The sequence below is a fragment of the Microbacterium sp. ARD31 genome (assembly GCF_031844425.1).
Window position 1 is genome coordinate 83,997 of sequence record NZ_JAUZVE010000023.1, and the last position, 18,275, is coordinate 102,271.

General features: G+C 71.1%; 16 protein-coding genes. 10 read left to right on the forward strand and 6 right to left on the reverse strand.

Translation table 11 applies throughout. The annotated features are described in order from the left end of the window. Positions 1-98: 98 nt before the first annotated feature. From Q9S36_RS33620 to Q9S36_RS33645, 6 genes are all read right to left on the reverse strand, one after another. Positions 99-1,058, reverse strand: coding sequence for a response regulator (locus Q9S36_RS33620; RefSeq protein ID WP_311289139.1), 960 nt, complete (start codon positions 1,056-1,058; stop codon positions 99-101). 178 nt (positions 1,059-1,236) lie between these two features. Then, complete coding sequence (locus tag Q9S36_RS33625; RefSeq protein ID WP_311289140.1) at positions 1,237-2,181, reverse strand: glycoside hydrolase family 6 protein; 945 nt, start codon at positions 2,179-2,181, stop codon at positions 1,237-1,239. A gap of 20 nt (positions 2,182-2,201) precedes the next feature. Next, positions 2,202-3,023, reverse strand: a complete 822-nt coding sequence (locus Q9S36_RS33630) for a hypothetical protein (RefSeq protein WP_311289141.1) — start codon at positions 3,021-3,023, stop codon at positions 2,202-2,204. After that, a complete protein-coding gene (gene lepB, locus Q9S36_RS33635; RefSeq protein ID WP_311289142.1) occupies positions 3,020-3,787 on the reverse strand; it encodes a signal peptidase I in 768 nt (255 codons plus the stop codon). Before lepB ends, Q9S36_RS33630 begins: the two co-directional genes overlap by 4 nt. A gap of 219 nt (positions 3,788-4,006) precedes the next feature. Then, the gene (locus tag Q9S36_RS33640) at positions 4,007-4,951 is read right to left on the reverse strand and encodes a sulfite exporter TauE/SafE family protein (protein WP_311289143.1); all 945 of its coding nucleotides are present in this window, start codon (positions 4,949-4,951) and stop codon (positions 4,007-4,009) included. Positions 4,952-5,083: 132 nt separating this feature from the next. Next, entirely contained in the window at positions 5,084-5,545 is a 462-nt protein-coding gene (locus tag Q9S36_RS33645) for an Rrf2 family transcriptional regulator (protein WP_251451604.1), read from the reverse strand. Positions 5,546-5,682: 137 nt separating this feature from the next. Here Q9S36_RS33645 and Q9S36_RS33650 point away from each other — a divergent pair, with 137 nt between their 5' ends. From Q9S36_RS33650 to Q9S36_RS33695, 10 genes are all read left to right on the forward strand, one after another. Beyond that, positions 5,683-6,375, forward strand: a complete 693-nt coding sequence (locus Q9S36_RS33650; protein WP_311289144.1) for an endonuclease/exonuclease/phosphatase family protein — start codon at positions 5,683-5,685, stop codon at positions 6,373-6,375. Positions 6,376-6,505: 130 nt separating this feature from the next. After that, entirely contained in the window at positions 6,506-7,591 is a 1,086-nt protein-coding gene (locus Q9S36_RS33655) for a hypothetical protein (RefSeq protein WP_311289145.1), read from the forward strand. 119 nt (positions 7,592-7,710) lie between these two features. Then, complete coding sequence (locus Q9S36_RS33660; protein WP_311289146.1) at positions 7,711-8,733, forward strand: LacI family DNA-binding transcriptional regulator; 1,023 nt, start codon at positions 7,711-7,713, stop codon at positions 8,731-8,733. 64 nt (positions 8,734-8,797) lie between these two features. Next, positions 8,798-10,462, forward strand: coding sequence for an ABC transporter substrate-binding protein (locus Q9S36_RS33665; RefSeq protein WP_311289147.1), 1,665 nt, complete (start codon positions 8,798-8,800; stop codon positions 10,460-10,462). 147 nt (positions 10,463-10,609) lie between these two features. Next, positions 10,610-11,587: an ABC transporter permease gene (locus Q9S36_RS33670; protein WP_311289148.1), complete on the forward strand. Its 978-nt coding sequence runs from the start codon at positions 10,610-10,612 to the stop codon at positions 11,585-11,587. 11 nt (positions 11,588-11,598) lie between these two features. Beyond that, positions 11,599-12,648, forward strand: a complete 1,050-nt coding sequence (locus tag Q9S36_RS33675) for an ABC transporter permease (RefSeq protein ID WP_311289149.1) — start codon at positions 11,599-11,601, stop codon at positions 12,646-12,648. After that, positions 12,645-13,559, forward strand: a complete 915-nt coding sequence (locus Q9S36_RS33680) for an ABC transporter ATP-binding protein (protein ID WP_311289150.1) — start codon at positions 12,645-12,647, stop codon at positions 13,557-13,559. Before Q9S36_RS33675 ends, Q9S36_RS33680 begins: the two co-directional genes overlap by 4 nt. Next, positions 13,556-14,650, forward strand: a complete 1,095-nt coding sequence (locus Q9S36_RS33685) for an ABC transporter ATP-binding protein (RefSeq protein WP_311289151.1) — start codon at positions 13,556-13,558, stop codon at positions 14,648-14,650. Before Q9S36_RS33680 ends, Q9S36_RS33685 begins: the two co-directional genes overlap by 4 nt. After that, entirely contained in the window at positions 14,647-16,158 is a 1,512-nt protein-coding gene (locus tag Q9S36_RS33690) for a glycoside hydrolase family 32 protein (RefSeq protein WP_311289152.1), read from the forward strand. The genes Q9S36_RS33685 and Q9S36_RS33690 overlap by 4 nt, the downstream gene beginning before the upstream one ends. A gap of 143 nt (positions 16,159-16,301) precedes the next feature. Further along, positions 16,302-17,873, forward strand: a complete 1,572-nt coding sequence (locus Q9S36_RS33695; protein WP_311289153.1) for a glycoside hydrolase family 32 protein — start codon at positions 16,302-16,304, stop codon at positions 17,871-17,873. The last annotated feature ends 402 nt before the right edge of the window (positions 17,874-18,275 follow it).

The following is an 18,275-nucleotide window of genomic DNA, read 5'->3' on the forward strand; positions in this document are numbered from 1 at the left end:
GAGCCCTGGCACGAGGCTGAGGAGCCGGGCCGGGCTGGGGAGCCGGGCCGGGCTGGGGCTGGGGAGCCGGGCTGTGAGGTCGGGGCTGGGGCCCGGCCTCAGGAGGCCAGGAGCTCGGAGGTCAGGCGGTAGCCGACGCCGCGCACCGTCTCGATGTAGCGCGGCTGCGTCGGGTTGTCGCCGAGCTTGCGACGGAGATTCGTCATGTGCGCCTCGATGGCCCGCTTGTCGGCGTCGCCGACGAGGTAGCTCGTCACGTACGACTCCCCGCGCAGCACCAGGGTGAGGTCGGCCTTGCTGCGCACGCGTCGCTTGGAGTGCAGCAGCGTGGTCAGCAGGTCGAATTCGGTGCGCGTGAGCTCTACCTCGGCGTCGCCGATCAGCGCGATGCGGGTGTCGGGGTCGACGCGGAGATCGCGGTGCTGCAGCCACGAGCCGGTTGCGGTGGCGACGTCGCCGGCGGGGAAGCCGTTCTCGGCCGACGCGACCTCGGCCGCCTCGCCTCTCGCGCGACGCGCGGAGCGGGTGTCGCCGACGATGTTCGCTGCGCCGGTTGCGATGGTCGCGCTCGGCGCCGTGGACGGGGCGGGGTGGGCGGCGCCCGCTGAGGCGTGCCCCGGGAAGGACGGGCCGACGCTGTCCTGCAGGGGAATCGAGGTGGGCGCGGTCGTCGGTGACGCCTGGCGGCGAAGGATGGCGTCGATGCGGGCGCGCAGCTCGCGCGGCCGGAACGGCTTCGAGAGGTACTCATCGGCGCCGGCCCCGAGGCCGAGCACGACGTCGGTCTCGTCCTGCATCCCGGTCAGCATGATGATGTACGTGCTGCTCTGCGAGCGGATGCGGCGGGCGGCTTCGAAGCCGTCGATGCCGGGCATGTTGACATCCAGCGTCGTGATGAGCGGCTGGTAGGTGGTGACCGCCCGCACGCCGTCGATGCCGTTGCCGACCGTGACGGTCGAGAACCCCGCAGATTCGAAGACCTCGGCCAGGATGTGGCGGATCTCAGGGTCGTCCTCGACGATCACCGCGGTGCGCTGGACCTCGGAAGTGCTGATCACGTTAGCCCCCCGGCCGATCGCATGACAGGACCCCGCCGACCGGATCGTTCCGGACCCGCCGCGCGAGGTCTTCTCGATGGTACACATCCGTCACACCCGCAACAGCAGGATTTCGTCCCGGTGACGAAACATTCCTCGTTCGGCTAGTGAAAATTCCGACCCGGACGTCGCTGTCCGATCATCGGAGCACGTCGCGTGTGAGCTCGACCGCGGCTAGCGGCATCCATTCCCCCGCGGGGGCGCCGCCGTTGCAGGGGCCGTCGCTCTCGCCCGGGGGCTTGATCCAGAGGTTCGTGTCCACGACGTCGTCGCCGTGGGCGCCGGCGGGTGCCCCGATCGTGCGGCCGGGCGCGTTGCACCACTCTCCGGCGGATCCCGAGCCGTTGCGGGAGGTGTCGATCACGGCGTGCGCGCCGGGGCCGAGGCGCTCGGCGACCTCGTGGGCGTACGCGATCTCGAGGGCGTCGTCGTTGCTGTTGGAGACGTTCGTGGCGAAACCGCGGGCGCGCTCACGACCCGCCACGCCGGCGATCAGATCGGCCATCTCCGCGGGCGGCAGCCAGCGCGAATGCCCGCCGTCCAGGTACACGAAGACGTTCTCGGAAGTCAACGCGGCCAGGGCGTCGCTCAACTGAGCCTGACGCTCTGCGACGTTCCCGCATTCCGGCGCGAGCGCGAGGCTGTCCGGCTCCAGCACGACGACGGTCGTGACCCCGCCGTCGAGCGCTTCGCCGATGGCGCCCACCCAGTCGAGGTAGTCCGGTTCGGCGAGGCCCCCCGCCGACAGCCCGCCGCAGTCCCGCCCGGGGAGTCCGTAGACCACGAGCGCGAGGGCGCGGCCCTCGGCGCGGGCGTGATCGACGAGGTCGGTCACGCGGGCGCCGACCTCGTCGACCGGGGAGGTCTCGGGTGTCAGCCACACCGCCGTGGGCCGGCCGGCGAGGTGGGCCGCGGCCTCCGCCTCGGGCGAGCCGGCGGCCGCGGACTCCGCGGCGCGCGCGGCCGACGAATCAGGAGGGACGAGGAAGTCCGTGCCGGGCGAGGGAGCGGCCCCGGTTCCCGCGGTGGTCGCCCAGATCGCGACCGACAGTGCGGCGGCGACACCGAGGACGGCCGCCGCCACGGCAACGGCCCTGCGGGGCGTCACCGCAGCGCCGGGTTCGGGTCGCGCCAGTTCTGCGCGGTCTGCAGCACCCAGAACGTCGCGAACAGGACGAGGGCGATCGACTCGCCGATGAGCACCGGGCGGGCGGGATAGAACCGCTCGTCGCTGAACAGCAGCGTCGCCACCAGCACGACGGCGAGCCCCGCGCCCAGGACGATGTACGCGGTGCGCAGCCACCGGGGGAGCGTCCGCGACGCCGGACCCAGTGCCTCCACGAGCGCGGTGACGGCGATGAGGGCGAAGAACGAGACGGCCGCAACGACGTGCCCGAAGCGGAGCACCGCCTCCGGCGCCACCGCCCACGAGATGGCGACGATGACGAGGATGCCGCCGCTCACGCCGAGGGTGAGGGCGGCCGCGCGGCGCTCGACCTCGCCGGTGAGCGCCAGACCTGCGCCGACGGCCATGACGAGCACGCCGATCACGAGGTAGGTCGTGAGCCCGACCGCGACCTCGTCGGCAGCGGCTTGGGGAGCACGGGCACCCGGCAGCCCCGAGGCGGGAATGATGGCCACGAGCGGGGCGAAGAGGGCGGCGGCATCCAGCAGGGCGCGCGAGGGGCCGCGACCCGACAGTGCGAACAGGCAGACGGCCGCGGCGACGAGAGCGCCGGTGAACACCGTCCGGGCCGGCGAGTAGTAGTAGTGGCTGATGCTCGGCAGCCAGCCGACGGCGGGCACGGCGGCGAGCACGCCGACGAAGATCGCCACGACCGTGAGGGCTGTCGCGATCCTCAGGTACCGGTAGGTGCGCTGCGACGACGTCGACGCGAGGATCGCCGCCGGCGCGCTCGCGCTCACAGCCCGCTCCATCGGTCGATCGGCCACAGGATGACGGCCGCACGGCCCACGGCCTCGCCGTCGTAGCCGAAGCGCCAGCATCCGTCCTCGGGCGCCGGTGTGCGGCAGAGCGCCGCGGAGTCCGCCGACGAGGTGCGGTTGTCGCCGAGGGCCGCGAACGCCCCCTCGGGAACCGTCGTCTGGGGGAGGCAGCGCAGCGACCGGGGCTCGGTGTCGCAGTCGAGGACCCCGGGTTCGAAGTCGTAGTCCGATCCCACGTACGGCTCGTCGACGGGGTCGCCGTCGACCAGCATCCTGCCGTCGTCGCTGCAGCAGGCGATGGTCTGTCCGCCGACGGCCACCGCTCGCTTGATGAGGGTGTGGGGCCCGGTGGGTCCGAAGCCGGTGACCTCGCCGATCCACCGCAGGGCGGCGCCGAGCGGGGAGTCAGCCGTGTTCTGCTGAATGCCCCACGCATCTCCGGCGTCGAAGACGACGACGTCGCCCGCGCCCGGCCCGCCGCCGAGGTAGGCGAGGCGATCGACCAGCACGCGGTCGCCGGGCATGAGCGTCTGCTCCATCGACGACGACGGCACCCAATAGGGCTTCGCCACGAAGCTCAGCACCAGGCCGGTGATCACGAGCGCGGCGGCGAGGTGGAACCAGGTGCTGCCGACCACGCGGCGCCACGCGGGCCGACGGGCGGGGTCGGCGGTGGCGGGGGAGTCGGCGGGTGGGGGTGCCTCGGCGTCGTCCCGGGCGGGGCGGGGCGAGTCGTCGGTCACCCCGCCACCGTACCGGTCGCCGGTGACGCCGCGTGCGATGCGACTGCCGGAAAAAGCAGGATCCCCTCGGCGGACCATGAAGCAGTTAGGAGACGCCGAGGGGACCTCGAGAAGCAACGGCAAACCGGGCGAGGCCTGCAAGGTCGTCGTTCGGGTGAAGTCGAGCCTCTATGCCGCTGTTCCTGCAGAAACTGTAACCCCGTCAGAGGGCCGTGTCCATCACCGCGTCGAGGAGTTGTCCACGAGTTCGCCGGGAGTCTTCTCGTCGTCCTCCGCTGCGTCGCTCGCCTCGAGGGCGGCGGCGTGCTTCTCGGCACGCCAGGCCCGCCACGAGACGGCCACCGCGGCTGCCCACAGCACCGCGATGCCGGCCAGGACCCAGCCCGTGACGGCGCCGTCCGTGTCCCACGCCAGCAGCAGCGTGCGGGCGTTGGTGAAGACGATGATGCCGCCGACGAGCGAGCCCAGCAATCGAGCCGGGAGTTTGCGGACCAGCCATGCGGCGATGGGTGCGGCGATGAGGCCGCCGATCAGCAGCGCGCCCACCCAGGTCAGGTCGAAGCCGCCCGAGCCGAGCCCGATGAGGAAGCCGAGCGAAGCCGAGATCGCCACCAGGAACTCGCTGGTGTCGATCGAGCCGATCACCTTGCGCGGTTCGATGCGGCCGCTGGCCAGCAGCGCCGGGGTGCCGACCGGGCCCCATCCGCCACCGCCGGTGGCGTCGAGGAAGCCGCCGACCAGGCCGACCGGTGCCAGGAAGCGCAGACGAAGCGGCTTGCTGCGGTCCACGCGGGGGAGCGAGCGGAAGGTGAAGCGGGCGAGGATGTAGAGGCCGAGGACGAGGAGGATCACGCTCATGATCGGCTTGGCGACGTCGGTCGACAGGGCCGAGAGCACCGTTGCGCCGAGGAAGGCCCCGATAGCGCCGGGGACGCCGATGCGCAGGACGACCTTCCAGTCGACGTTGCCGAAGCGCCAGTGCGACACGCCCGACGCGAGGGTCGTGCCGATCTCGGCCAGGTGCACCGAGGCGCTCGCCGCAGCCGGGTTCGCCCCGATCGCCAGCAGCAGCGTCGTCGATGTCACGCCGTACGCCATGCCCAGCGCGCCGTCGACGAGCTGGGCCCCGAGGCCGACGAGCGCGAGGAGGACGAGAGTCTGCATGGGCAGGCCTTTCCGTGAATTCCGACTGGTTTAGTCGGTATTCATTCACGGAAGCCCGGATGCCGCCAACAACGTGACGCAATGTGTCGGTGCGCCCGGGCCGAGACCGCGGGGTGCGGGTGTCGCTCGGCTTCAGCGTCCGCTGACCCACGACTCCGGGTCGGCGGCGAGCTCCTGCACGACCGGCGGCAGATCGCCCGAGGCGAGGGCTGCCAGCGAGGTGTCGTCCAGCACGCGCCGGACGCTCGCCCGCAGCGCCACCCACAGCGTCACCAGAGCCTCGCCGCCCGGGGGGTACTCGATCTCGCTGGGCCGCTCGTCGCGCACGAAGACGAGGGGGCCTTCGACGGCGCGGATGACGTCGGCGACCGAGATGTCGGATGCCGGGGCGGCCAGTCGGTAGCCGCCGGCGGCTCCGCGGCGGCTGGTGACGATGCCGCCCTTGCGGAGGGCGCCGAGGATCCCCTCGAGGAAGGTCGCCGGGATCTGCTGCTCGGTGGCGATCCGCTCGCCCGAGACGTGCTCGTCGGCTCCGGCGCGGGCGAGGGAGACGGCGGCGCGGACGGCGTAGTCCGCTCGTGCCGAGATGCGCATGACGGGTCTCCTCGCGACGGGGTGGCAGGTTCCATTGTCGTGCAGGGCGCGGCATCCTGAACGAATCCGATCCGCCCCCTGTGCGACCTGTCAAGGACGCCCGTCGGCCACCGGGCCGGGTCTAGGCTGGCGTCGTCATGAGGGTCATCTCGTACAACCTGCGCAAGCACCGGGCCGCGACCGAGCTCGATGCGCTGGTGGAGCGCCACAACGTCGACGTCCTGTGCCTGCAGGAGTGCGACTCCGCCGACATCCCCGAGGTCATCCACGGTCTCCGCCTCGCCCACGCCACGCAGCGCAACCGGCTCGGATTGGCGGTGTACTACCGCGAGAACACCTATCGCGCCGTCGACATGCGCCTGCTGTCGCTGAAGAAGTCGCTGCACGACCGCGTGCTCAAACCGGCCGAAGAGCGGATGCTGGGCGTCCGCCTCCACGACATCGACGCCGGACGCGACGTCATCGTCGCGTCGTTCCACGCCGCGCCGCTGACGGCGCTGAATTCGCTGCGGCGCCATCAGATCCGCACCGCCCTCGCCGAGATCCAGCACCTGGGCGAGGGGCTCCCGGCGCTCATGGTGGGGGACTACAACTACCCCGTGTTCAAAGAGCACCTCGGCCAGCACGTGCGCGAGCAGGGCTACGAGCTGTCGCTCAGCGACACCCGCACGTACACGCGGTACCGGTTCTTCCGCGGTCACTACGACTTCGCGACGTCGTCGGGGTTCACGATCGACAAGGTGACGACCCTGCCGCAGGGGCTCAGCGATCACCTGCCGATCCTCGTGACCGCGCGGGTCACGGCGGAGGCCGAGCTCGGCGTCTCGTGACGCGGGCTCGCGAGGCGGGTCAGCCGGCCGTCGGCGACACCGGGCAGGTGAGGCCCGCGACATCGCTCCCGATCCATCGCGCTATCGTGGCCGCAGACCCGTCATGCCGAACGTCCGGAGGTGCGAGCCCGTGACCCCTGACCGGTCCGCCCGAGCTCCTGTCACCACGGCCGATGCCGGGGGAGCGGGCGGTGGTCCTCGGCTGCTGGTGCCCGACGTCCTGCGGGGCGTCGCGCTCCTGGCGATGCTGATCGCCCACGCGGTGCCGTTCCTCCCCGAGCGCCCGGCCGCGCTCGCCGTGGTGATGGCGAACATCAACGACCTCGCCTCGCCGCTGTTCGCCCTCGTCATGGGTGTGTCGGCGCAGCTCGTCCTGCAGCGGACGGTGCGCAGCGGCATCCCGTTCATGCTCTTCCAGCAGATCATCCGAGGGATGATCCTCATCGGCCTCGGCATGATCCTGTCGGAGTGGGGGACGTGGGTTGCGATCGTCCTCAGCTACCTCGGCGTGCTGCTGATCGTGGGGGCACCGCTGCTGTTCCTGTCGTCGCGGTGGCTGGCGGTGGTCGCCGTCGGGCTGGCGGTCGTGAGCGATCCGCTCAACGCGTGGGCGCGGGCGCTGCTGTCGGGCGTCGTCGGGGCTGATCCGACCGGGCTGCTGCGCGAAGTGGCGTCGTGGTTCGTGCTCGGGCAGGCGTACCGGCTGACGAACCTGCTGCCCTTCTTCCTGCTCGGCGCCCTGCTCCTGCGTCACGGGTTCGTCCGCGACCGGGTGCTGTGGCTGATGCTCGCCATCGCCCCCGTTGCCTACGCCGTGCGGCCCGTCGTCGAATCGTCGGGAGTGCTCGTCGTCTCGGGCTCGTGGCCCGACACGCTGCACGATGTGGGGCTGGTGTTCGCGGTGTACGTGACGGTGGTGGTGCTCGCCACCGTACGGCGGCCGGCGGCGCAAGGCGCGATCGGGGTGGCGTTCGTGCCGCTGCGCGCGATCGGCGCGGTCGCGCTCAGTCTCTACGTGCTGCACGTCGGGCTGCTCGCGTTGTGGCAGGGGGTGTGGCCGAACGCGAACGACTACCTCGGGTGGCTGCTGATCGTTCCCGGCATGGTTCTCGTCGGCTGGCTGTGGTGGCGCTTCGTCGGCCCCGGCCCGATCGAGTGGGCCATGGGCTGGATGACCGGCCGTCGTGTCGGCCGTCCGGTGCGCGCCGCTCGCTGACGGCGGCGAGTGCGTGCCGTCGCGGCATCCGGAAATCTCACTTGACCCGTTCGCCTAACACGGGTTAGCATCGTGGCACCCCTCACCTAACACGAGTTAGCACCACCAAGGAATCCGCAATGTCGCGTCAGACCCCTCACCGCCGCCCCGTGACGATGAAAGACGTCGCTGCGGCAGCCGGGGTCTCGCGCACCGCGGTCTCGCTCGTGCTCAACGACCGACGGTCGGTCACGCTCGCCGACGACACCCGCGACCGCGTGCTGGCTGCGGCGGCCGAGCTCGGCTACCGGCCCAACGCCGGCGCCCGCGCCCTCGCCCAGCAGCGCAGCGACTGGTACGGCCTCGTCACCGAGATCGTCACCGCCCCGTTCGCCGTCGACATCATCAAGGGCGCTCAGGACCGCGCGCTCCTGAGCGACAAGCACCTGCTGATCGCCTCGTCCGAGTCCGACCCGGATGCCGAGAACGCGGCCATCGAGCGCCTTCTCGAGCAGCGGGTCGAAGGCATCATCTACGCCACGACGTGGCATCGCCCGGTCGTCGTCCCCGAGCTCGCGCGCGAGGTGCCGACGGTGCTCGTGAACTGCTTCGACGCCGAGGGGCGCTTCCCCGCGGTGGTCCCCGACGAGCGCACGGGCGGACGCCGGGCGACCGAACGGCTGCTCGCGGCCGGCCACCGGCGCATCGGATTCGTCAACCTCGACCCCGACATCCCCGCGGCCGTCGGACGGCGCCAGGGATATCACGAGGCTCTCCGGGATGCCGGCATCCGCATCGACGAAGCCTTGGAGCTGTCGGGGCACGCCACCGCCGACGGCGGGTTCACCGCGGCCGAGGCGCTGCTCGACCTCGCCGACCCGCCCACCGCGCTGTTCTGCGCGAACGATCGCATGGCCATGGGCGCCTACGACGCGATCAAAGAACGGGGTCTGAAGATCCCCCACGACGTCGCCGTCATCGGATTCGACAATCAGGAGCTCATCGCGGCCTACCTGAGACCCGGTCTGACGACGGTCGCACTGCCCTTCGATGAGATGGGCGCCCGCGGTGTGGACATCCTCGCCGCGATCACGGCGGGCCAGCCGACCGACACGAGAACCGTGACGGTCGACTGCCCGCTCCTCGAACGCTCGTCCGTGTGACTGGACATCTCAAGACGAGCGCGACCCTTCGGCTTCAACGAAGAAGAAAGGAACAGCACCAATCATGGCACTGCACACCAGGGCGGCACGACTGTGCGCGCTCGCAGCGGTCGGCGCGCTTGCGCTGACCGGCTGCGCCGGCGGCGGAGGAGAGACCGCCTCGAGCGACCTCGACGGCTCGCAGCTTCTGACCATCCCGCGGGAGGACATGGGGACGTTCGACCAGAACTTCAACCCCTTCGCCAACCCGGACTTCCCGATGACGCATCAGGCGATCTACGAGTCGATGCTCATCTTCAACCCCGCCGACGGCTCGACCACCCCCTGGCTGGCGACCGAGTGGGAGGTCGCCGAGGACGGCTCGGGCATCACCTACACCCTGCGCGAAGACGTGCAGTGGTCGGACGGCGAGGACTTCACCGCCGAAGACGTAGTGGTCTCGTTCGACCTGCAGCGTGAGATCCGCGGCGGGTTCGACTACATCGACACCGTCACCGCGCTCGACGACTTCACGGTGGAGTTCGACTTCTCCGAGCCGTTCTCGCCGGCGCTGCTCGACATCGGCCAGCAGATCATCGCGCCCGCGCACGTGTGGAGCGAGATCGAGGACCCGACGACGTTCGCCAACGAGGAGCCGGTCGGCACCGGTCCGTACACCGAGGTGTCCAACTTCCAGGCGCAGTCGTTCGATCTGCTGCGCAACCCCAACTACTGGCAGCCGGACAAGCAGAAGATCGAGGGCATCCGGATGCTCGCCTTCGCCGGCAACGACGGAGCGAACCTCGCCGCCGCGAACGGCGATGTCGACTGGGCGCCGCAGTTCATCCCCAACATCGACGAGGCCTACGTCGCGAAGGACCCCGAGAACCGGTTCTACTGGTTCCCGCCCACGGGCTCGATGATCAACTGGCAGTTCAACACCACCAAGGCGCCGTTCGACGACCCGAACGTGCGCAAGGCGCTGTCGATGGCCGTCGACCGCGAGCAGGTCACCGAGATCGGGATGCAGGGGTACACCGGTCCCGCCGACTGCACCGGCCTCTCGGGCGCCTACGACTCGTGGCGCGACGACGCGGTGGCGGGCGACTGCGACTGGACCGAGCGCGACCTCGAGGCCGCCGGTGCGCTGCTGGACGAGGCGGGCATCACCCTCGGCGACGACGGCACGCGGACGCTGCCCGACGGCACCCCGTTCGCGTTCGACTTCTCGGTCGGCTCGACCTCGAGCGACTGGGTCTCGGTGGGCAACGTCATCTCGCAGAACCTCGCCGACCTCGGCGTGACCGTCACCGTCGCCGCGCGCGACTGGGGCGACGTCGTGGCCGGGTACGAGAACGGCGACTTCGACTCCGGCATCGTGTGGAGCGCGGGAGCGCCGACGCCGTACCAGTTCTATCGCGGCGTCATGTCGACCGAGACGGTGAAGCCGGTCGGCGAGCAGACGTTCGAGAACTACCACCGGTACGGCAGCCCCGACGCGGACGCCCTGCTGGATGCGTTCGCCGCGGCATCCGATGAAGCCGAGCAGCAGCGCATCATGGGTGAGCTTCAGGCGCTGTTCGCCGACGCCGCGCCGGTCGCGCCGCTGTTCCCCGGCCCCGAGTGGGGTGCGGCGAGCAACGAGCGGTTCACCGGCTGGCCGAGCGAGGACGACCCGTACGCGACCCTGTCGGTCCGTGCCCGCACCGCGGTGCTGATCCTCACGTCGCTCGAGCCCGTCCAGGGCTGATCCCGCCGGCTTCGCCCGGGCCGCGTGCGCACGCGCCCCCTGCGTGCGTGATTCCCACGCACGGATGTGCAGCGTGCGCACGCGGCCCCGAGGCCAAGCCCCAGCCCCCACCCCGACACCACCGCCCCGCCCTCGAGGAGGACCCCCATGGGCTACATCGTCCGACGACTCGGCTTCTACCTCGCCGCGTTCTGGGTCTCGATCACCCTCAACTTCATGCTCCCGCGCCTCATGCCCGGCGACCCGGTCTCGCGCATGGTCGCGCGGCTGCAGGGCGAGATCCGCCCCGACCAGATCGACGCGCTCCGCCGTTCTTTCGGCCTCGACGACGCGCCGCTGTGGGAACAGTACTTCCGCTACCTGGGGCAGATCTTCACCGGCGACATGGGCTTCTCCATCTCTCGGTTCCCGACCCCGGTGACCGACGTCATCTCGGCCCAGATCGGCTGGACCGTGCTGCTGGGCCTCAGCTCGCTCATCATCGCCGTGCTGATCGGCAACCTGCTGGGCATCCTCGCCGCATGGCGGCGCGGCGGCATCCTCGATTCGGTCCTGCCGCCGGTGCTGATCTTCATCGGCTCGTTCCCGTACTTCTGGCTCGCGATGGGCGCCCTGTGGCTCTTCGGCGTCACCCTGGGCTGGTTCCCGCTGCGGCACGCCTTCGCGGTCGGCTCGACCCCGGAGTTCTCCCTCGCCTTCCTCGGCGACGTCGCGTACCACCTCGTTCTGCCGGCCACCTCGATCGTGCTGGTCTCGATCGGGGGCTGGATGCTGGGCATGCGCAACACGATGATCGCGACCAACTCCGAGGACTACATCGTGATGGCCGAGGCGAAGGGCCTGCGCCGCAATCGCATCATGCTGCGCTACGCGGCCCGCAACGCCATGCTCCCGTCGGTGACCGCCTTCGGCATGTCGCTCGGTTTCATCGTCGGCGGAGCCCTCCTCACCGAAGTCGTCTTCGCCTACCCCGGCGTCGGCTACCAGCTGCTGCAGGCGGTGTCGAACCTCGACTACCCGCTCATGCAGGGCCTGTTCCTCACGATCACCACGGCGGTGCTCATCGCGAACTTCGCCGTCGATGTCGTCTACGTCCGCCTCGACCCGCGCGTGCGCGTCAGCTGAGAGGTCTCAACATGTCACTCGCACAGGACCCCCGCGTCATGGCCGAGCTCGATCTCGGCGTCGCGCCCGACGGGGCGCCCGGCAGTCATCGGGATGCCGCGCCCGCAGCCGCCCGCCGCCCGCGGCGCGCTCGCAGCGGACTGATCCACGGCCTGCTCTCGAACGCCAAGGCGGTCACGGGCCTGATCATCCTGGCGGTGTTCACGCTGGTGGCGCTGCTTGCGCCGGTGATCGCCCCCGGCGACCCCACCCTCATCCAGGGCCTTGGTGCGCAGCCGCCCTCGGCCGAGCACTGGTTCGGCACGACCGCGAAGGGGCAGGACGTGTTCGCCTTGAACGTGTGGGGATCGCGCTCGTCGCTGTTCGTCGGCTTCGTCGTCGGCATCGCCTCGACCTTCGTCGGCCTGCTGGTCGGGCTGGCGTCGGCGTACTTCGGACGCGCTGTCGACAACCTCCTGTCGCTCGTGACGAACGTCTTCCTGCTGCTGCCGGGACTGCCGCTCCTGGTGATCCTCGCCGCGTTCCTGCCGCAGGGCCTCGGCACGGTCATCATCGTGCTCGTCATCACCGGGTGGGCGGGGTCGGCGCGCGTGCTGCGCTCGCAGGCGCTGTCGATCCGCGGCAAGGACTTCGTCGCTGCCGCCCAGGTCACCGGGGAGCGGGGCGTGCGCATCATGTTCCGCGAGATCCTCCCCAACATGGCCTCGATCGTGATGTCGACGCTGCTGGCCTGCGTCATCTTCGGCATCGGCGCGCAGGCGGGTCTGGAGTTCCTCGGCCTCGGCGACATCTCCACGATCAGCTGGGGCACGAACCTCTACTGGGCCAGCAACGACGGCGCCCTCCTCACCGGGGCCTGGTGGGTGTTCATCCCGCCGGGCGTGTGCATCGCGCTCGTGGCGTTCGCGCTCGCCCTGGTCAACTACGGCGTCGACGAGACCACGAACCCGCGCCTGCGGCGTCCGCGCCGGCGCACGTCGCCCGACGAGCCCACACCCGTCGCGGCATCCGTGACCGGCGCCGCCGGCGCGACCGAGACCCGGAAGGGGGCCCGCCGATGAGCGCGCTGCTCGAGATCCGCGACCTCACGGTCGAGTACGTCACCGAGGCCCGCACCGTCCGCGCCGTCGACGGGGTGAGCTTCACCGTCGGCGAGGGCGAGGTGTTCGGCCTGGCGGGGGAGTCGGGGTGCGGCAAGTCCACGATCGCGAACGCGATCCTGCGGCTGCTGCGCGACCCGGCCGTCATCGCCGGCGGCTCGGTCCGCTTCCGCGACACCGACGTGCTGGCCCTCGACGCCGACGAGCTGCGCGCCTTCCGCTGGCGGCAGGTCGCGATGGTGTTCCAGAGCGCGATGAACTCGCTCAACCCGGTGATGACCATCGGCGACCAGATCGCCGACATCTTCACCACGCATGAGCGGATGCCGCACAAGCAGGCCCTCGCGCGGGCGGCCGAGCTGCTCGACCTCGTCGGCATCCCCCGGGACCGTCTGCGTTCGTACCCGCACCAGCTGTCGGGTGGGATGCGGCAGCGCGTGGTCATCGCGATGGCGACGGCGCTGCGTCCGCCGCTGCTCATCCTCGACGAGCCGACGACGGCGCTGGACGTCGTCGTGCAGCAGGAGATCATGGCGCAGATCAAGGACCTGCAGCGCGAGCTCGGCTTCGCGGTGCTGTTCATCACCCACGACATGTCGCTCATGGTCGAGCTGTCCGACCGCATGGCGGTGATGTACGCCGGCCGGTTCGTCGAGACCGCCGCCGCACGCACCGTGTTCGCCGACCCCCGGCATCCGTACACCCGGGCGCTGATGAACGCGTTCCCGCCCCTGACCGGTCCGCGCACGAGGCTGCGCGGGCTCGGTGAGGGCGTCCGATTCCGCCGCATCCCCGACCTGGAGCAGGTCGCGGCGGGCCACTTCGTCGCGCCGGTCGGCGCCGACGACCTGCAGACGGCGGTGATGTCATGACCCTGACCGAATCCTCCGACGCGCGCACCGGCACCACCGTTCTGAGCGTGCGCGGACTCACGAAGACGTTCGCGACCGGCGGGCTGTTCTCGCGCGGACGCGTGCGCGCCCTCGGCGGGGTCGACCTCGACATCGCCCACGGCGAGATCGTCGCGCTCGTCGGCGAGTCCGGCAGCGGCAAATCGACCCTCGCGCGGTGCCTGGCCCGCCTCGAACAGCCGACCGGCGGCACGTTCGCCTTCGAAGGCCGCGACATGCTGCGTGCCGAGCCGCGCGGAGCCAGCCGGCGGTACCGCTCTGCGGTGCAGATGATCTTCCAGGACCCCTTCGGCTCCCTCAACCCCGCGCACCGGGTCGGGCACTTCCTCAAGCGACCGCTCACGGTCCACGGGGTCGTCGGCCGCGGTCGCGACGCGATGGAGGAGGCGAAGCGGCGCCTGATGGCCAAGGTCGACCTGCCGGCGGAGCTGCTCGAGCGCTACCCGCACGAGCTGTCGGGCGGACAGCGCCAGCGCATCGCGATCGCGCGGGCGCTCGCGGTCGGTCCACGGCTGATGCTCGCCGACGAGCCCACCTCGATGCTCGACGTCTCGGTGCGGATCGGGGTGCTGAACCTCATGCGCACGCTGTGCGAGGAGCAGGGCATCTCGATGCTCTACATCACCCACGACCTCGCCTCGGCGCGATATCTCGCCGATCGCATCGTCGTGATGTACGCCGGCGAGTTCGTCGAGGGCGGCGAGGCGCTGCAGCTGCTCGCCAACCCCGCCCACCCCTACACGCGGCTGCTCATCTCGGCCGTGCCCGACCCCACGCGCACCGAGGGGTTCGACCCGGTGGAGCGTGCGCGGCTGCGCCGCGAGGTGCTGCATCCGACCGGGTGCGCCTACGAAGGACAGACCGACACGGCGTGCGCGACCGATCGCGCCGTGTTCCACCGTCTGAGCGACCAGCCCGAGCACTGGGTGCGCTGCGGTCGGTACGCCCCTCCCGCCGACGCCCCGGGCACCGCGCTGCAGCGCAGCGTGGAGGCCGAGCAGGGCACCCACGCCGGCACCGACATCGATACCGACACGGAGAACCCCGCATGACCCTCATCGACGACCCGCGCGCCGGACTCACCACCGCGGCGCTCGCCGCGCGCGCCGCCGCCGACCCGCACCGCCCGGGGTTCCACTTCGTCGCCCCGGCCGGCTGGCTCAACGACCCGAACGGCCTCTCGCACCGCGGCGGCGAGTACCACCTCTTCTACCAATTCAACCCCGAAGGGCCGGTGCACCACCGCATCCAGTGGGGTCACGCCGTGAGCTCCGACCTGGTGACGTGGCGCGACCTGCCCGTGGCGCTCGAGCCGAGCGCCGGTCCGGACGTCGACGGGTGCTGGTCGGGCGTGCTCGTCACCGACGACGCGGGCGTGTCGCACCTGATGTACTCGGGGCGGCACGACGGACGCGAGCTGCCGTGCCTGGCGACCGGAAGTGCCGACCTGACGACCTGGACGAAGGATCCTGCGAACCCCGTCATCGCGTCGCCGCCTCCGGGGCTCGATGTCGTGGCGTTCCGCGACCACTGCGTGTGGCGAGAAGGCGGTCGCTGGCGGCAGATCGTCGGGTCCGGCATCCGAGGGGTGGGCGGCACGGCGCTGCTGTACGAATCCGACGACCTGCGCTCGTGGACCTATGTCGGCGAGCTGTTCACCGGCGATGCGCGCACCGGGTCTCCCGGGGCTCCCGACTGGACGGGCACGATGTGGGAGTGCGTCGACCTCTTCGCCGTGCCCGGCGTCGGCGACGTGCTGGTGTTCTCGGCGTGGAACGACGGTGAGACCTTGCATCCGCTCTACTGGTCGGGTCGGTACGAGGGCGATCGCTTCGTCCCCGAGGCGCTTCACCGGCTGGATCTCGGCGGCCGCTTCTTCTACGCGCCGCAGTCGATGCTCGATCAGTCGGGCCGGCGCATCATGTTCGCCTGGATGCAGGAGGGCCGATCGGATGCCGCCACCGGCGACGCGGGCTGGTCCGGTGTCATGTCGCTGCCCCGCGTCGTCACCGCCCGTGCGGCCGGGGCGGGTTCCGGCGGCGGGCTGCACCAGGAGCCGGCACCCGAAGTGGAGGCCCTGCGCCGCGAGCTGCTGTTCGACGGGGACGCGACCTCCGCCGGCGGTGTCATCGGAGGCGATCAGCTCGACCTCGAGCTCGATGTCGATCTTCCCGACGGCGGCGGACTCGCGCTGACGGTGCGAGCAACTCCGGACGGCGCCGAGGGCACGGTCTACCGCCTCGCGCGCTGCGGCGACGAGGTGACGCTCGAGCTCGACCGGTCGCGGTCGAGCCTCGACGGCACGGTCGACGTCGCACCGCTCGGCGGTGTCGTTGCGGGCGGTGTCGTTGCGGGCGGTGTCCCGACGGCGGCCGCGGGTCGCGGCATCCGTCTCCGGGTTCTCGTCGACCACTCGGCGCTCGAGGCCTTCGCCGACGGCGTGCCGTTGGCGGCGCGGGTGTACCCCACGCGAACCGATGCGCTCGGTGTGCACGCGGCCGTCTCGGGTGGCGCGACGGCGACCCTGCGCGCGTGGCGTATGACGACGGTCACCCGCTAGCACCTCCGCTGCCGGTCGGTCCGCCGCCCGGTTTTCCGGCTGCGCTCCCGCCGGCGCGGTCCACCTGGCCGCGCACCCGCCGGTGCGGTCCATCCGGCGAACTCCCGCTCCGATTCCTCCTTCCATCGACGAAAGGTGATCCCATGTCCGAATCCCACCTGTCCCGCCGCGGACTGCTGACCGGCGCCTCGGTCGCAGCCCTCGGCAGCGCGGTCGCCCTCACCACGGGCGGCTCCGCCGCTGCGGAGCTTCGGCCCGCGGCATCCGGCACCATGTCGAAAGGACGCACTCGCATGCGCCCGCAGTACCACTTCAGCGTTCCCGACAACTGGAAGAACGACCCGCAGCGGCCGATCTGGCTGGACGGCGAGTACCACTACTACTACCTCTACAACGCCGACTATCTCGAGGGCGGCGCGGGCACGTCGTGGCGTAGAGCGACGACGCGCGATCACGTGTCGTTCCGCGACCAGGGGGTTGCCATCCCGAAGTTCAGCAACGGCAACGGCGACTGCTGGTCGGGAAGCCTCGTGGTCGACGAGCGCGGCACCGCCGGCTACGGCGAAGGTGCGGTGATCGCCCTCGTGACACAGGCGCCCCAGGGTCGGCAGGCGCAGTACCTCTGGTACTCGACCGACGGCGGGCGTTCGTTCCGTCCGGGCGGGTCGGCGCCCGTGCTGCCGAACCCCGGTGTGCCCGACTTCCGCGACCCGAAGGTCGTGTGGGACGACGTGCGCGAGCGCTGGTTCATGCTCAACGCGGAAGGTCAGCGACTGGGCTTCTACGCCTCGGCCGACCTGAAGTCGTGGCGTGAGGTGGGCCAGTTCCGGCGCACGGACCTCGGGCTGCTGGAGTGCCCCGATCTCTTCCGCATGACCGCGGACGACGGCACGGTGCACTGGGTGCTCGGCACGAGCGCCAACGGCAAGGGCCGCGGGCTGCCGGCGACATACGCCTACTGGACCGGGTCGTTCGACGGGGCGTCGTTCACCGTCGACCACGACGAGCCGCAGTGGCTCGACCGGGGCTTCGACTTCTACGGTGCGGTGACCTACGAGCACCACGACGCCTCGGGCGCGGTCGACGAGTCGCTGCGCCACGCGATCGGGTGGGCGAACTTCTGGGACTACCCGCACAACACCCCGACCCTCGTCACCGACGGCTACAACGGCGACGACATGATCGTGCGCGATGTGCGGCTGGTGCGCAGCGGCAGCGGGTACGCGCTGGCGTCGCAGCCGACGGAGGCGCTTCGTGATCACGCCACGCGCACGCATCGCCTCGGCGACGTCACCGTCGCCGGCACGCGCGACCTGGAGGTGCGCGCCCTCGCTTACGAACTGTCGTGCGAGATCACGTGGAACACCTCCGCCGCGCCGGGGAACATCGGTGTCGAGGTGTGCCGAGCGCCCGGCGGCGGAAGACATGTCGCCGCGGGAATGTTCCTGCCGGGCCCCTTCACCTACGTCAACCGTCGGCCGACGATCAACCCCACCGGAGGCGAGTCGCAGTTCACCGCCGACCCGTCGTCGGGTCGGCTCCGCCTGCGGGTACTCGTCGACCGCACGAGCGTGGAGGTGTTCGTCGACGACGGCCAGGTCGTCCACTCGCACCGGGTGTTCCCGCTGGAAGGCGATGACGGCATCCGGCTGTACTCGTACGACGGCACGTCGGTGTTCCGAGGGCTGACGGTAAGGGAGCTCGCCGTTCGGTAGCGCGCGCCGCGTCTTCGGCGGAGGGGGCGCGGCTCGACCGGATGCCGCGGGTTGCGGCATCCGGTCGGCGTGCGCTTCACCGTGGCTGTCTGCGGGTGCGAGCGGTGGCAGGTGCGGGTGGTGGCGGGCCTTTCGTGGTGCGGGCGACGGCCTCGGCTGCCTCCGTTCGCGCCGGAGTTGGCGCCAGACGCGGTCACGACGCCGGGGAGCAGCATCCATCGACAAGCGAACGGATGCTTCCGCGCCAGAGTCGTCGCAATCTGCTGCAATCGCGCAAGATGACCGCCGACCGCGCCAACTCGCGGCTACCCGCCCGGGTCACCGCCCGGCCTACCCGCCCACCCGGCCGCCCGGTCACCGGGTCGGCGGCGCGGTGGACTCTCGCGTGACGAGTGCGGGTGG